15 protein-coding genes are annotated in these 15453 nt (G+C 42.0%); 9 read left to right on the top strand and 6 right to left on the bottom strand.

The window, feature by feature from the left end; translation table 11 throughout:
• Positions 1-24 precede the first annotated feature (24 nt).
• From DWW85_RS11055 to DWW85_RS11045, 3 genes are read right to left on the bottom strand one after another with little or no spacing between them, the layout of a single operon-like run.
• A complete protein-coding gene (locus DWW85_RS11055; RefSeq protein WP_117808648.1) occupies positions 25-795 on the bottom strand; it encodes an ABC transporter permease in 771 nt (256 codons plus the stop codon).
• An 18-nt stretch (positions 796-813) separates the two neighbouring features.
• Positions 814-1500 (bottom strand): ABC transporter ATP-binding protein, encoded by a 687-nt coding sequence (locus DWW85_RS11050; RefSeq protein ID WP_117808647.1) that lies wholly within the window; start codon positions 1498-1500, stop codon positions 814-816.
• Between the two features lie 27 nt (positions 1501-1527).
• The gene (locus DWW85_RS11045; protein ID WP_117808646.1) at positions 1528-1884 is read right to left on the bottom strand and encodes a GntR family transcriptional regulator; all 357 of its coding nucleotides are present in this window, start codon (positions 1882-1884) and stop codon (positions 1528-1530) included.
• Between the two features lie 243 nt (positions 1885-2127).
• On the opposite strand from DWW85_RS11045, the gene DWW85_RS11040 reads away from it, so the two are divergent.
• A complete protein-coding gene (locus DWW85_RS11040; RefSeq protein WP_117808645.1) occupies positions 2128-2523 on the top strand; it encodes a transcriptional repressor in 396 nt (131 codons plus the stop codon).
• 147 nt (positions 2524-2670) lie between these two features.
• Here DWW85_RS11040 and DWW85_RS11035 read toward each other — a convergent pair whose 3' ends face one another.
• A complete protein-coding gene (locus DWW85_RS11035) occupies positions 2671-4281 on the bottom strand; it encodes an asparaginase (RefSeq protein WP_117808644.1) in 1611 nt (536 codons plus the stop codon).
• 356 nt (positions 4282-4637) lie between these two features.
• Here DWW85_RS11035 and DWW85_RS11030 point away from each other — a divergent pair, with 356 nt between their 5' ends.
• The 8 genes from DWW85_RS11030 to DWW85_RS10995 all read left to right on the top strand — a co-directional run bounded on the left by DWW85_RS11030 (position 4638) and on the right by DWW85_RS10995 (position 14160).
• Positions 4638-5906: a glucose-1-phosphate adenylyltransferase gene (locus DWW85_RS11030; RefSeq protein WP_008400201.1), complete on the top strand. Its 1269-nt coding sequence runs from the start codon at positions 4638-4640 to the stop codon at positions 5904-5906.
• Between the two features lie 2 nt (positions 5907-5908).
• On the top strand, positions 5909-7033 hold the full coding sequence (gene glgD / locus DWW85_RS11025) for a glucose-1-phosphate adenylyltransferase subunit GlgD (RefSeq protein WP_117808643.1): 1125 nt from the start codon (positions 5909-5911) through the stop codon (positions 7031-7033).
• A gap of 29 nt (positions 7034-7062) precedes the next feature.
• Entirely contained in the window at positions 7063-7323 is a 261-nt protein-coding gene (gene spoVG / locus DWW85_RS11020; protein ID WP_008400199.1) for a septation regulator SpoVG, read from the top strand.
• A 102-nt stretch (positions 7324-7425) separates the two neighbouring features.
• Entirely contained in the window at positions 7426-7845 is a 420-nt protein-coding gene (locus DWW85_RS11015; RefSeq protein WP_117785224.1) for a hypothetical protein, read from the top strand.
• Between the two features lie 208 nt (positions 7846-8053).
• Positions 8054-8812: a sugar phosphate nucleotidyltransferase gene (locus DWW85_RS11010; RefSeq protein ID WP_117808642.1), complete on the top strand. Its 759-nt coding sequence runs from the start codon at positions 8054-8056 to the stop codon at positions 8810-8812.
• A 1-nt stretch (position 8813) separates the two neighbouring features.
• Entirely contained in the window at positions 8814-9371 is a 558-nt protein-coding gene (pth, locus tag DWW85_RS11005) for an aminoacyl-tRNA hydrolase (protein ID WP_008400195.1), read from the top strand.
• Between the two features lie 135 nt (positions 9372-9506).
• Positions 9507-13031, top strand: coding sequence for a transcription-repair coupling factor (gene mfd, locus DWW85_RS11000; protein ID WP_117808641.1), 3525 nt, complete (start codon positions 9507-9509; stop codon positions 13029-13031).
• Positions 13032-13119: 88 nt separating this feature from the next.
• Entirely contained in the window at positions 13120-14160 is a 1041-nt protein-coding gene (locus DWW85_RS10995; protein WP_021943171.1) for a peptidylprolyl isomerase, read from the top strand.
• 57 nt (positions 14161-14217) lie between these two features.
• Here DWW85_RS10995 and dut read toward each other — a convergent pair whose 3' ends face one another.
• Positions 14218-14664, bottom strand: coding sequence for a dUTP diphosphatase (gene dut, locus DWW85_RS10990; protein ID WP_021943172.1), 447 nt, complete (start codon positions 14662-14664; stop codon positions 14218-14220).
• Positions 14664-15200 carry an anaerobic ribonucleoside-triphosphate reductase activating protein gene (gene nrdG / locus DWW85_RS10985; protein WP_021943173.1) on the bottom strand — a complete coding sequence of 179 codons (537 nt, stop codon included), beginning with the start codon at positions 15198-15200 and terminating at the stop codon, positions 14664-14666. The genes dut and nrdG overlap by 1 nt, the downstream gene beginning before the upstream one ends.
• Positions 15201-15453: the final 253 nt, after the last annotated feature.

The following is a 15453-nucleotide window of genomic DNA, read 5'->3' as shown; positions in this document are numbered from 1 at the left end:
CCTGTTCGTTCGTGCTGAGTATATTTACAAGCTGATCTTCTTTTCGAGGAGCACGGAGCTTCCGATATAGCTTGCCACCATTACTACGAAGTAGAGTGCGATCTGTGGGATCATGGCATACATGGCTTCCATAAATGTTGCATCCGGTCCGGGATTGGACAGATGGGGAATCTTAGAAGCAATTACAGACAGGATCACATAGAAGACGATGAACAGTACGAAACTGATAAAACCTTTAATCTTCTTTGTCTGAAGAATGGTGGAGCATACCGATACCGCAAGGTAGGCAAGTGTGATCGTCATAAAGAACTGGATCAAAAATACAAGGATAAATGCCAGTAATCTTAAGATAACGCCGCCCAGGGAATATCCCCCCATTTCAAGAATATTACTTAGAAAATCATAAAAAGTATCAATGGAGTCATATGTGGAGTATGCCAGGCTGAGATCTAAGGTCAGTAATCCGAATATAACAGCAACGATTATTGCACCTGTCAGCAGGATGGATAACAGTTTGGCGCCGATTACTTTATAGCTGGATATAGGAGCCATAAAGACCAGATATCCTGATTTGTTTTTCAGATCCTGGCTGTAACTGATTATGCCGTAGATCAATACAAACAGGTAACAGCAGAAAGCCGCGAGAATAAGCAGGGAAACAGCAATAACAGAGTGATCTGCATGTTCGGTTAACGTACCAATGAGAAAGTAAAGCTCAATGGCAGCTATGACGATCCCTACGATCAGAAGTGGAAAGATTCCACGGCGAAATTCATATTTTAACATTTTTAACATAATTGAATACCTCCCAGTTTATGCGTAGATTTCTTTATACATATCAACAATGGATTTGCCCTGTGCGATACGAAGTTCTTCTGCATTACCCTGTAATACACAGGTTCCGTTTTTGATGAAGATGGCATGATCAATGATCTTTTCCAGTTCATCCACCAGATGGCTTGACATGATAACGGCAGTGTCGTCTGAGATATTAGACACGATTGTATGAATGATCTTCTCGCGGGCAATGATATCGATGCCGTTTAACGGTTCGTCTAACATAATAACTTCCGAATTCCTTGAAAGTGTTGCAACGATCTTCAGCTTTGCCATCATACCGGATGACATCTCACGCACTTTTTGCTTTGGCGACAGATCCATTTCCTGTAACAGTCGCATGTATTTGTCATAATCAAAATCAGCGAAGAAATCACGGTAATATTTTCCGACATCGATGCAGTTCATATAACCGAAGAAATAGGCTTCTGTAGGCATATATGCGATATGCGCTTTGGCTTTGTAATCTAATGGCCGGTTATCCATCGTGATCGTACCGGAGGACGGTTTTGAAAGCCCGGCGATCATTTTCATAAGGGTGGATTTACCGCTTCCGTTTGGACCGAGTAGAGCATAAATGTTACCGGATATGATATCCAGTGACAGGTCCGAAACAGCGGTCGTACTCATATACTTTTTTACTAAGTGTTCACATTTAATCATAGTATTCATTCCTTTCAATACTTGTTTTTACAGGGAATAGTAGTCCTGCAATAATCGGATGATCTCTTCCGGCGTATATCCCATGCCGGTGAGCTGTTCATCCAGAACTGTAAGGATCTGCTTTAACTGTTCCTGTTTCAGCCGATCAATTACCTGAGGATCTTCTGTTACAAATGTACCAATTCCACGTTTCGTATATGACAGTCCGAGAGATTCCATCTCGTTATAAACCCGGGCCGCGGTGTTTGGGTTGATGTCATATTGGATGGCAAGCTCTCTGGATGATGGGAGCTTGGTACCAAGTGGCAGGGTACCTGTAATAATCTTCTTTTTTATATCATCGATGACCTGAAGGTAGATCGGCAGGTTTGATTTAAATTCCAAATGCTTCCCTCCTAACTACTGTGCTAGTTAGATAGTACACCAATACACTTGGGATGTCAAGCATAAAAAATAAATTTATAAATATTAATTTGCCGGCAAAAACTTCCATTTACAGGTGAATTGCCGGATAAAGATTGAAATTAATGAGAATAATTCTTAAAAAGGTATTCAAACTTGACAAAATATGTGTTAGTATAGACTTATCAAAAGTAAGATCGGAATAAATCATTGGAGTGAGCAGGTATGGCAGAGAAAAGAAATACAAAACAAAAACAGGTTATATATTCGGTTATAAAAGAATTAAAATGTCATCCGACTGCCCAGCAGCTTCATCAGATTCTTGTGGAGAGGGGATATAATATAGGTGCATCGACTGTATACAGAGTATTGGCGGATGCGGTTGATGACGGCATTATCATGAATGTATTCTCATTTGATAAGAATGAACATTTTGACGGCAATCCGGTTCCGCATTATCATATTATCTGTACTAAATGCGGAAGAATCTTCGACAGCCATGTGCCATATGATCCTGAGATCGATGATCGAGGCAGACTGGTGGATGAGGGCTTTATCATTTCATCCCACAATCTTGAATATGTCGGCATCTGCCCTGAATGTCAGAACGAGCGGGAATAACACCATGCTTTGATGGGTTGTTCAGGTTTTATATAAGATTTCAATATAGCATACACATACAGCAACAACCATATGGGTGTTGCTGTATGTGTATGCTATATTTTATGCAATCTTATATAAATACTGATAGTGTTATAAAGCATGGTGTTATTCCTGCTCTTTGTTATCTTCATTGTCTTTCTTGTCAAAGACTTCGAATTCAGCGTCATTATTCTGGATGGTGGAAATCACCTTGGCAGATTTTACAGGACGCATCGGATCGGTCATTGGATTCTGGATGAAAGTCTGGTTTGATGATGGCAGGACAACATTCTGACCAAGAATGGATCTGCGGTCACGGATCGCACGGCGTCTGGCACGTTCTTCTGCAGGGAGCTGTTCCTCATCTTCCATATCCTCATCTGCTTCGGGACCCTCGTCGATGTCTTCCGGTTCATCCATGTCATTATGATCTGTGACAGGCTTATGCTCGGAATTTGACCGGGCTTTTTTGCCGCGCATATTCAAAAGAGTGCTTATAAAGTCGGAGCTTTCAAAGCTGTTTTTTTGACCGGACGATTTATCGGTTTCGTTGGTATCTTCATCATCTTCAAGTTCTTCCATGTCTTCGTATTCGATTGAAGAATCAATATCGGAATCTTCGGAATCAGCGCTTTCGTCTGCAGTGTCTGCATCAGATTCATCCGAATCGTCTTCTTCCGGTTCTGCATTTCCGAATAATTCATCGAAATAGGACTGTTCGATATGGATATCAAAATCTGCTTCGGCATGTCCGACCTCATCCTTGCAGTCGTTATAAATCTTTGTGTTATACGTTTTCTTAAGCTGTTCGATCAGTTCTTTATCATCATACTGAAGCTGCTCCAAAATACGGGCAACAATGATTCCCTGATATTCGTCGCTCCAGCCATCTTCGAGCTTGATCACGATACCGAGCTTCCGGCTTCGGATCGCCATACAGATCACACCTCTGGAACCGTCCTTCATAAGAAGATCCGGGTTCTTATTTACATAGTAAGATGGTGTAAAGTAATCGTTGATCTTTTCAGGATTCTTGTTAATACAGTCGAAGTTATAGGTGATTGCTTCCCGTATATCATCCGGCAGGTTGAACGGATCTGCAAGTTTTGCATAAGCAAGTGCGATATTACGCATTGGAAGTGCAAATACCGGAACACCACAGCCGTCGATTCCCAGACTGATCCGGTAAGTCGGAGTCTGGCTTAGCATGGATAAGAATGAAATGATCTGCTTCTGGACAGGAGAGTCCGGAAGCTGGTAGCCGGTGACTTTTCCTGTCAGTTCACGCTGCAGCATCATAAGGCTTAAGTGCTTGCCGGAGCAGCAGTGCTGCAAACGGCTCTTGCCCTCTACAGGATTCAGCTTGGAACCAAGTGCAAGCTTGTCCGCAAGCGGTGTTGCAGATGTGGAGATCGTTGGATTCATGATCATATCTTCTTCTTTTAAGCCCGTTTTTTCCATGATGCTCTGAAGTACATAGATGTGATGATTACTGCCCCAGTGAGAGGAATTACAGATCGTTACTTCTTCCTCGCTCAGGTTATATTTTTTATGAAGACCTGCAAGCAGGGTAGGAAGCACCTGGATCGGTTTGCTTGCGGAACGCATATAAGTCTGGCGCTCAATATCACCGGTATAAGCAATTGTTTCGCCGGTTGATGAAACAATAGCAATAGATCCATAATGTACATTTTCAACAACATCGCCACGGTATTCTTTTACTAAAATTTCAGCCATAAGTTCTTCTTCCTTTCATCTTCGTATACTCAGGCATTTGTGGGATTATGACAGGTCAAAATCTGTGTAACAGCCTGAAAGTATATCGGTAAAATAATTAAGTAGAGTTTATCACAAGTAGAAAACCATTTCTACCCGGAGAATATAGGAAAGAAATTTTTTTAATCAAAAATAACCAGTAAAAATTGTTAAAAGATACATGAAAAATTCATGCAAAATATGTGTTTGTTTTGTAAAAATGTTTAAAATTTCTATATTCTTTCAACTTTTATTGTGAAAATGCAATAAAAAACTTTGCTTATTACAAAAACAGTGGTATAATGCATTTATATTAATACGCACGAAGGGGTGACATTATGATTAAAAAAGAAATGATAGCCATGCTTCTTGCAGGAGGACAGGGAAGCCGTTTAGGTGTTCTGACCTCTAATCTGGCTAAGCCGGCTGTAGCTTTTGGCGGCAAATACAAGATTATCGATTTCCCATTAAGCAACTGTATTAATTCAGGTGTTGATACAGTAGGTGTTCTTACACAGTACAGACCACTGAGGCTTAACCAGCATATTGGAATCGGTATCCCTTGGGATCTGGATCGTAACATAGGAGGCGTGACAGTTCTTCCGCCATACGAGAAAAGTGATAACAGCGAATGGTATACAGGTACTGCAAATGCTATTTATCAGAACCTGGAGTTTATAGATTATTATAATCCTGAATATGTTCTGATATTATCCGGTGATCATATCTACAAGATGGACTATGAAAACATGCTGGAATATCACAAATCCTGTGATGCTGATATTACACTTGCTACATATCAGGTACCATGGGAAGAGGCTAGCAGATTTGGCGTTGTAATTACAGATGAGAACAATGTTATTTCAGAATTTGAGGAGAAACCTGCAAATCCTAGAAGTAACAAAGCATCTATGGGTATATATATATTCAGTTGGAAGGTGCTTCGTGAGGCACTTGTAAAGATGAAGGATCAGCCGGAATGTGACTTTGGTAAGCACATCATTCCATACTGCCATTCAAATGGCAAGAAGATCTGTGCATACGACTTCAAGGGTTACTGGAAGGATGTAGGAACACTTGGTTCTTACTGGGAAGCAAATATGGAGTTAGTAGATATTGTTCCTGAATTCAATCTGTATGAGGAGTTCTGGAAGATCTACACCAAGACAGATGCGATCCCACCACAGTACATAGATGCAAGCGGCAGAGTAAGCAGATGTATCATCGGTGAAGGAACAGAGGTATACGGCGATGTTGAGAATTCCGTTATCGGTTCCGGTGTTACGATCGAAAAGGGTGCAGTCATCCGTAATTCGATCATTATGAATAACGCAACGATCGGTGAGAATGCATATATGGACAAGGCTATCATCGCAGAGAATGTTAAGATTGGTAAGGATGCTAAGCTTGGAATCGGAGAAGAAGCTGTCAATGAATTCAAGCCACAGATTTATTCATTTGGACTTGTTACGATCGGAGAAAACTCAGTTATTCCTGATGGTGTAACAATCGGTAAGAATACTGCTATATCTGGTGTGACTACTCCGGAAGATTATCCGGATGGTAACTTAAAGAGTGGCGGAAGTATTATAAAGGCAGGTGAATAGAGATGAGAGCATTAGGTATAATTTTAGCAGGTGGTAATAGCAACAAGATGGGCGAATTATCAGCAAAGAGAGCTGTTGCAGCTATGCCTATTACTGGCGGTTACAGAGCTATTGATTTTGCCCTTTCGAATATGACAAATTCCCATATCCAGAAGGTAGCGGTATTTACACAGTACAATACCAGATCTCTGAATGAACATCTGAATTCCAGCAAATGGTGGGATTTCGGAAGAAAACAGGGTGGTCTCTATATATTCACACCAACCATTACATCAGAGAACAGCTATTGGTATAAGGGTACAGCAGATGCCCTTTATCAGAACATTAATTTCCTGAAGGAAAGTCATGAGCCATATGTAGTTATTGCATCCGGTGATGGTATCTACAAGCTGGATTATGGTAAGGTTCTGGAAGAGCACATCAGCAAAGGCGCAGATATTACAGTTGTATGTAAGGATCTCGAACCTGGAGAAGATGATGTGAACCGTTTCGGTGTAGTACAGATGGATGCGGACAATCGTATCGTAGATTTCGAGGAGAAGCCATTGGTTGCAGGCAATAATACGATCTCAACCGGTATCTATGTGATCAGAAGAAGACAGCTCATCGAATTACTGGAAACCTGTGCAAATGAAGGCAGAACTGATTTTGTAAGAGATATTCTTGTAAGATATAAGAATGTAAAGAAGATTTATGGATATAAGATGGATACTTATTGGAGAAACATCGGAACCAAGGAGTCTTACTATAAGACAAACATGGATTTCCTGAACAGAGATGTAAGAAACTATTTCTTCAAGCAGCATCCTGACATCTACTCCAAGGTGGAGGATCTTCCACCAGCAAAGTATAATGGGGAAGCGGTTGTGAATAACAGCCTGGTAGCAAGTGGATGTATCATAAATGGTACTGTAGAAAATTCGGTATTATTTAAGAAGGTATACATTGGCAACAACTGTGTGATCAGAAATTCTATCATTCTGAACGATGTACACATTGGGGATAATTGTGTAATTGAAAACTGTATTGTAGAAAGTAGAGATACGATCCGTGCAAATACAGTTCATCAGGGTAGCCCGGATGACATCAAGGTTATCGTGGAGAAGAATTTCAGATACGCATTGTAGCAGATAAGAAAGACAAGGGGGTACACACGATGCAGGTGACCGATATCAGAGTCAGGGGTGTTGAAAAAGAAGGTAAGATGAAAGCCGTCGTTTCGATCACGATTGATAATGAATTTGTAGTTCATGATATCAAAGTGATCCAGGGTGATAAGGGATTGTTTATTGCGATGCCTAGCCGGAAAGCAGCAGATGGTGAGTACAGAGATATCGCACATCCAATCAATACTGAGACAAGAGAACGTCTGCAGCGGATGATACTTGAGAAATATCAGGAATCACTGGAAGCTTAAGACGTGAAACGGAGCCAGCCACTGTAGATGCAGTGGCTGGCTTTTGTGTTAATATTGGTATTTATATATGATAAAGATCTATAACAAGAGGAGAGAAGGTTTATGGTAATAAATAGAGTAATGATATTGTTTTCGGGTTGCTTTTTGATTGTTTGGTCTACTTTCAAATGGAAGATTCCAAATGTGATTTGGAACGCTAAATTAACCAAAGTATGTTCTGTGGCTTTGGGATTGTATAATATTATTTTAGCGATTTGCTTTGAAAAAGATTTAAACATTGCTTTATTCATTGTAGACTTTATTCTCTATATGTTGTTGGATCTAGGATTTTTAACAGTTAAGTTAAAAAAGGATAAAAAAGGAAAAATAAAGAATCTTCAACTGGGGATTTGCTCCATTTTTGTTATTTTGGCTATGATTATGGTATGTTTTAATTTGAATGAGATTTATGCCAGCATAATGATTTTAGCTGGTGTGATGATGGGGATATCTGTTCCTTTTCAGAAAATGAATTGTGATTAAAGTGTCGATTAATAAAGTGGTTGTGAGACGAAATTCAATAAATAAGTTGTTCATTTAATTTGAGAGGAGATTATATTTATGAAATGCTTATCATGTGGTAAGGAAGAATTTGATGAATGTACGAAATATTTCCACCATATGGTTGAAAATGAAATAGGGATAAAGTAAAATTAGCTGTGGTAATCTCATATTTTATTTGGAGGTAATTATGCTGAAAGCAATCATCCTTGCAGCAGGCAAGGGAACAAGAATGAAATCTGAAAAGCCAAAGGTTGTGCACGAGGTGCTTGGTAAGCCGATGGTATACTATTCGATAGAAGCGGCAAGAGCTGCCGGATGTGATAAAGTCTGCGTGATCGTTGGATACAAGGCAGAAGAAGTAGAAAAGAGTATTAAAGATACTTATGCGAAGCTTGGTAAGACAGAAGAAATGCAGGATGTAGTAAGTTACGCACTACAGACCGAACAGCTTGGAACTGGTCATGCGGTCAGGTGTGCTTCTGATTTTATCGGCACAGAGGGAGATGTTGTTGTCCTTTGCGGAGATACACCACTTGTAACCGGTAAGACATTAGAGCAGGCGATCAAGAAGCATGTTGCAGCAGGAAATGGTGTTACAGTTATCTCGGCGATGCTTTCAGATCCATTTGGATATGGAAGAATTATCCGTGATGAGAAAGGCTTATCAAAGATCGTAGAACAGAAGGATGCAACCGAGGAAGAGCAGGCAGTTAAAGAAGTAAATTCCGGTATGTATATTTTCAAATGTGATGCATTACTGGCAGCACTTTCACAGATTACAAATGATAATGCACAGGGTGAATATTATCTGCCGGATACCATTGAGATCATCAAGAAAATGGGACTTCCGGTTGATGCGGCGGCCATGGAGGATGCCGACCAGATTAAAGGTGTCAATACACTGGAACAGCTTGCAGAAGCAGAAGAGATAATGAGGTCAAGATAAGATGAAACTGATAGTAGGACTTGGAAATCCGGGAACCAAATATGCGGGAACCAGACATAATGTAGGATTTTCCGTGATCGTAGGGCTTGCAGATAAATATAATATAGAATTGAGTGAAAAGAAGCATAAAGCGATCTATGGCAGGGGCATGATAGAAGGAGAGAAAGTGATCCTTGCAATGCCACAGACATTTATGAATCTGAGCGGAGAAAGTGTCCGGGAGCTGGTCGATTATTACAAATGCGATCCATCCGATGTGATCGTTGCTTATGATGATATCGATCTGGCAGTCGGCAAGCTTCGAATCCGTGAAAAGGGGAGTGCCGGCGGACATAATGGAATGAAGAATATTATTTCACATCTGGGAACACAGGAATTTGTCCGGGTCCGTGTCGGAATCGGAAAGAAGCCGGATCGTATGGATCTTGCAGATTATGTGTTATCCAGATTCGGAAAAGATGAACTTCCGGAGATCAAGGCAGGCTGTGATAATGCCGGTGATGCGATTGCATTGATCTTAAAAGACAGCGCGGCAGCAGCAATGAATAAATATAATTAACTGAAAGATAAAATGTGTTGATCGGAACAGGTCGTATACAGGGTAAAGCTGTGGATACGATCAGACAGGTATAAATAATCAGAAAATAAAAAAGAAAGGGAGCCAGGCTGTATCAGCCTGGCATTTGGCGTCGATATGAAGGCAATCAATGAGCCTGTAAAACATACCGAAAATTATATACAGATAAAGGACTGGTTAAAAGAGCAGGATGGCATCGTCAATATATCCGGAAATGACGGAACAGACCGGGTGTATCTGATGCATGCGTTTTCATCCGATGCACATGTAAGGCTGGTCGTAACTTACAGTGAACAGAGAATGGAACAGCTATACGAGGACTTCCGTTTCTATGATAAAGCGGTGTATATGTATCCATCGAAGGATATTTTATTTTACAGCTCAGATATCCATGGAAATTCTATCACCAGGCGGCGGATGGATATTTTCAGACGACTGATCGAGGGAGAAGCCTGTACGATCATTCTGACGGTAGATGCGTTATTTGATAGGATGCCAGATCTGTCCTATATTAAGAAAAATGTGGTGACGATCCGTGAGGCAGAAGAACTGGACGTCGAGGCACTTAAGAAGCGTCTGGTGGAACTGGGGTATGAAAAGGCGGACAGCGTAGACGGTGTCGGACAGTTTGCGGTGCGTGGTGGTATCATTGATATTTTTCCTCTGACAGAGGAATGCCCATATCGTATCGATATGTGGGATACGGAGGTTGACACGATCCGAAGCTTTGATGTGGAAAGCCAGCGGTCGATCGAGCAGGTACAGGAGATCCAGATCTATCCGGCAAGCGAGATGGTGTTGTCTGATCGCAGGACGGCGCAGGGGATCCGTAAGCTGGAGCAGGAATTCAAACCATATTATGAGAAGCTGCGGAAAGAATTCAAGACAGAGGAAGCTGCCCGCCTGAAGAAGCAGATCGGGGAGATCAAAGAGCAGTTGACGGAGTTCCATGGAATGGCAGGAGTCGACAGTTATGTAGAGTATTTCTACAGTAAGACTGTATCACTGTTAGACTGCTTCCGTACAAAGAATACAGTTATTTTATTGGATGAGACTTCGAGGATATCAGATTATGCGGATAACTATATGGCGACTTTCCTTGAGAGTATGGAGAGCCGTCTGGAGGGGGGCTATATCCTTCCGGGTATGATGAATATTTTATTTACTTATCCGGCAATCGTGCAGAAAATGCAGGCATTTCAGACGCTCGCATTTTCTATTCTGTATCATGAAGATCGGTATTTTACGATCCGGCATGATGTAACATATGACAGCCGTGTAGTTAATTCTTACAGGAATAATTTTGAAGCGTTAATTGCGGATATCGGAAAATGGAGAGAAAAGAATTATCGGATCATATTTATCTCACCATCGACGACCAGAGCCAAACGGATGGTTGAGAATCTGGCCGGCCATGATGTGGCGTGCTTCTATTCAGAGGATACCGACCGTGTTCTTTCTGAGAAAGAGGTAATGGTTACGACAGGAAGACTTCGGGCAGGATTTGAGTTCCCGGAGCTGAAACTGGTTGTGATAAATGAAGGCGACGTCTTTACTGCACGGAGCAGTATGAAGAAAAAGAAGAACCAGAAGCCTCGGTATTCCGGTGAAGTGATCAAGGATTTCTCTGATATCAGCGTGGGTGACTGTGTGATTCATGAACGCTATGGTGTTGGTATCTATGGCGGTATCGAGAAGGTTGAAGTGGACGGTGTCTTAAAGGATTATGTAACGATCAATTATGCAGAGGGCGGAAAGCTCTATGTGCTGGCTTCTGAGGTAGACTGTATCCAGAAATACAGTGATAAAGAGGGCAGACGACCGAAGATCAACAAGCTGGGCAGTAAGGACTGGGAGAAGACCAGAAGCCGGGTGAAAGGTCATGTTGCAACGATCGCGAAAGAGCTGGTGAACCTGTATGCGAAACGACAGGCATCACAGGGCTTCTGCTATTCGAAGGATACGATCTGGCAGCAGGAATTTGAGGAAATGTTCCCGTATGAGGAAACGGATGACCAGAAGAAAGCGATCGCAGAGACAAAGGCAGACATGGAGAGCAGCAAGATTATGGACCGTCTGATCTGTGGTGATGTGGGCTTTGGTAAGACCGAGGTCGCGATCCGTGCGGCATTTAAGGCAGTATACGATGGCAGACAGGTTGCTTATCTTGTGCCGACTACGATCCTTGCACAGCAGCATTATAATACATTTAAAGAACGTATGAAGGAATTTCCGGTCGAGATTCGGCTGTTGTGCCGTTTCTGTACACCGAAGGAGGTTCGGGAGACGATTGCTGATTTGAAAGCCGGCAAGGTGGATATCGTGATCGGAACACATCGGTTGTTGTCCAAGGATGTGGCATTTAAGCAGCTCGGTCTGCTGATCATAGATGAGGAACAGCGGTTTGGCGTCACACATAAGGAAAAGATCAAGCAGATGAAGACAAATGTAGATGTTCTGACCTTGACAGCGACTCCTATTCCTCGTACACTTCATATGAGCCTGATCGGTATCCGGGATATGAGTGTTCTGGAAGAAGCGCCGGTTGACAGACGGTCGATCCAGACCTATGTTATGGAGCTTGATCCCGAACTTGTCAAAGAAGCGATCAAGCGTGAGCTGGCGCGGGATGGTCAGGTATATTATGTATATAACCGGGTAAATAATATAGAGATGATCACATCGGAGATCGCATCCCTTGTACCGGATGCAGTCGTTGAGTATGCGCATGGCCAGATGCATGAACGGCAACTAGAGGACATCATGTACCGGTTTATCAATCATGAGATTGATGTGTTGGTTACTACGACGATCATCGAGACAGGATTGGATATTCCGAATGCAAATACCATGATCATTCATGATGCGGATACATTTGGCTTATCCCAGTTGTATCAGCTCCGCGGCCGTGTCGGCCGTTCAGATCGGAATGCATATGCATTTCTGATGTACCGTCGGGATAAACTTATTAAGGAAACTGCGGAAAAGAGACTGAAAGCGATCCGGGAATTTACCGATCTTGGTTCCGGAATCAAGGTGTCCATGAAGGATCTGGAGATCCGCGGCGCGGGAAATATCTTAGGCGAGGATCAGTCCGGTCATATGGAAGCAGTTGGTTATGATCTGTACTGTAAGATGTTAAATGATGCGATCCGTCAGGAGATGGGCGAGAAGGTTGAAGAACGGTTTGAGACAACCGTACAGCTTCCGGTGGATGCTTATATACCGGCTGAATATGTCAAGAATGAATTCATTAAGCTGGATCTGTATAAGAGGATATCTCATATCGCATCGGATGATGATTACGACGATATCATTGACGAATTAAACGACAGATTTGGAGAGATGCCGACAGAGGTTCTGAACCTGCTTGATGTATCGTTATTAAAGGCAAAGGCAAATCGTGCCTATATAACCAGCATTATGCTGGCGGGGGCGGAGCTACGGTTTTCGATGTTTAAACAGGCGAAGATCGACACAGCAAAGATTGATTCGTTATTAGATAAATATAGAGGAAGCATGAAATTTGTGATCGGCAACAGTCCATCTTTTGTGCTTAAGATGAAGACGATCACAGAGAAAGAAATCTGGAAGCAGGCGAGAGCAGTTGTAGCTGATATTGCGGAGCTTGCAGAAGAATAAAGGATGATCAGCATACCGAAATCTGTAATGTTTGCAGGATGATGCAGATGCCGGAATCGGTGAGCTGGAAGAACAGGAGGTTTGGTGGATGAAACGTAGAATTCTAAAGGCTATTTCTTTGATCTGTACATGTGTGATGTTACTTACACTTGCAGCGTGCGGAGAAGAAAGTCAGGATAATACAGGAAAATATATTGTATTCAAATTCGGAAATGACAACATTTATCTGGACGAGGTGTATATCTATGCACAGACAACCATTGATGAGTACGAAAAGGAATACGGCAACGATATCTGGGGAAAAACGATCGAGACGGATGGTGGCATCGAGATGAACGTCGAGGAAATGGCAAGACGTGAAGTGATCTCCAATATTGTTCAGACCAAGGCGCTGATCGCACAGGCGGATGAATATAAGATCAGTCTGACGGCGGAAGAACAGGCACAGGCAGAACAGGAAGCGGAAGATTTCTATAACAGTCTGACCGATGAGCAGTTGAAAGAAACCGGCATGGAGGCAGATACACCATCCCGTGTCCTTCAGGAGAATGCACTCGCAAAGAAGATCTACGATCATGTCATGAGCGATTCCTCTGCTGAGGTGTCCGATGAGCAGGCAAGAATGACGACATTTTATGATATGTTCTTTGAATGTTATTATGAGGATGATTTTGGAAATATTGTAGTGTACAGTAAGGATAAGATCGCAGAACAGAAACAAAAAGCGGACGAGGCTTATACTTCGATCAAACAGCAGTTATCGGACAATCCGAACCTGAATATCACTTTCCTTGGCCATACAAATAACCTGCAATATGCAGGAAGCCATACCATGAGCAAGGATCAGATTCTGGAAAGCTATGGGCAGGAGGTTCTGGATACCTTATATGATATGCAGGATGGAGATATCTCACAGGTTATCGAGACTGAGAATGGCTATCATATCTTCCAGATGACATATCTGACGGATGAGAAGGCAACCGCTACGAATAAAGCGGAGCTGACAAAAGAAGCGAATGATGCCTATTTTAATAACCTTTTAACGAACTGGGTATCAAAGATTGACAAAGATTACACTTATTCCAAGAGCGTAAATACTGACGTGTATAGTATGATTACGTTTAATTAATGGGATAGAATAAAAAGGTCCATGGTACATTTCGTGCCATGGACCTTTTTTGCCTGTTTATTTTCTTCCAGTAGAGCCGAAGCCACCTTCACCGCGTACGGTATCGGATAATTCATCTACAGTATGGAAACATCCGGTAATGTATGGGGTGATAACAAGCTGCGCAATACGTTCGCCGCTTTCAATCGTCTGATCGACATTAGAGTGGTTATGGAGTGCTACCATGATCTCTCCACGGTAATCTGCATCGATAACGCCTACTTTGTTGGCAGGGGCAAGACCACGCTTACAGGCAAGACCGCTTCTTGCATAGACCAGTCCGGCATAGCCGGCCGGAATCTCGATAGCCAGTCCGGTGTGGATGAACTGGGTTTCTCCGGCAACGATCGTTACCGGTTCCTCCATGCAGGCATACAGATCTGCTCCGGCAGCAAATTCAGAACCATAAGAAGGAATTGTCGCATTTTCATTCAGTTTCTTAATGTTAATATCAAATGTGGTCATTAGAAGTACCTTCCTTTCTCGTCCCATAAGACTGCTTTCTTGGCAGCTAATGATTTTGGAACATCCAATATTCTCTGATTTGTAGAACCTCTGAATCGCAGATCCAGAACTTTCTTTTCTTCAACAAATTCTCCGTCGACTAAAACATCCAGATAGGACAGGAATTTGTGAGTGAAATCCCACTGGAAATACATTTTGTCCAGAACGTCTTTTTCAAAATCATAGCCGGTATAGCACCAGATCGTTTTATCCGGATAAGCAGCTTTGAACTGTTCCAGAAGTGGAAGCAGTCCCTGCTGATTGACGAATTCCAATGGTTCGCCGCCAAGCAGGGTAAGCCCTACAATATGATCCGGCTTACAGAGTTCAATGATCGTATCAATTTCTTTTTGAGTAAAAGGCTTACCTGCGTTGAAATCCCAGGTATCCTGATTAAAACAACCCTTACAGTGGTGTGTGCAGCCGGATACGAACAGAGAGGTTCGGACTCCGGTTCCGTTTGCGATATCACACCGTTTGATATCCATATAATTCATAATTATTATTTCTCCCATACAAAAAGTATGGCCCGCATTGCCCTCTACGACATGCAGACCATACAAATTGAAATTATTAATGCACTTAGTTAAAAATCGGATGTAAACTGTTCATACAAGTAAATACTTTATGCATAGCTTTAATATAAACCAATTTTTTCAATATAGCAAGTGTTTTTATAAAAATTCCGGTATATTCTGATCGTATGTGGTATACATTATTCTGTTTGTGGTATGGATGAACCACATGCTT

The organism is Clostridium sp. AF17-21AC, assembly GCF_003461365.1.
In the GTDB taxonomy this organism is placed as follows: Bacteria; Bacillota; Clostridia; order Lachnospirales; family Lachnospiraceae; genus Coprococcus; species Coprococcus ammoniilyticus.
This window is presented reverse-complemented; position numbering and strand designations above follow the sequence as displayed.

Coding starts and splice junctions, on each gene's coding strand:
- DWW85_RS11055 (WP_117808648.1), bottom strand. CDS start 795: ATGTTAAAAATGTTAAAATATGAATTTCGCCGTGGAATCTTTCCACTT.
- DWW85_RS11050 (WP_117808647.1), bottom strand. CDS start 1,500: ATGATTAAATGTGAACACTTAGTAAAAAAGTATATGAGTACGACCGCT.
- DWW85_RS11040 (WP_117808645.1), top strand. CDS start 2,128: ATGGCAGAGAAAAGAAATACAAAACAAAAACAGGTTATATATTCGGTT.
- DWW85_RS11035 (WP_117808644.1), bottom strand. CDS start 4,281: ATGGCTGAAATTTTAGTAAAAGAATACCGTGGCGATGTTGTTGAAAAT.
- DWW85_RS11030 (WP_008400201.1), top strand. CDS start 4,638: ATGATTAAAAAAGAAATGATAGCCATGCTTCTTGCAGGAGGACAGGGA.
- glgD (WP_117808643.1), top strand. CDS start 5,909: ATGAGAGCATTAGGTATAATTTTAGCAGGTGGTAATAGCAACAAGATG.
- spoVG (WP_008400199.1), top strand. CDS start 7,063: ATGCAGGTGACCGATATCAGAGTCAGGGGTGTTGAAAAAGAAGGTAAG.
- DWW85_RS11015 (WP_117785224.1), top strand. CDS start 7,426: ATGGTAATAAATAGAGTAATGATATTGTTTTCGGGTTGCTTTTTGATT.
- DWW85_RS11010 (WP_117808642.1), top strand. CDS start 8,054: ATGCTGAAAGCAATCATCCTTGCAGCAGGCAAGGGAACAAGAATGAAA.
- pth (WP_008400195.1), top strand. CDS start 8,814: ATGAAACTGATAGTAGGACTTGGAAATCCGGGAACCAAATATGCGGGA.
- mfd (WP_117808641.1), top strand. CDS start 9,507: ATGAAGGCAATCAATGAGCCTGTAAAACATACCGAAAATTATATACAG.
- DWW85_RS10995 (WP_021943171.1), top strand. CDS start 13,120: ATGAAACGTAGAATTCTAAAGGCTATTTCTTTGATCTGTACATGTGTG.
- dut (WP_021943172.1), bottom strand. CDS start 14,664: ATGACCACATTTGATATTAACATTAAGAAACTGAATGAAAATGCGACA.
- nrdG (WP_021943173.1), bottom strand. CDS start 15,200: ATGAATTATATGGATATCAAACGGTGTGATATCGCAAACGGAACCGGA.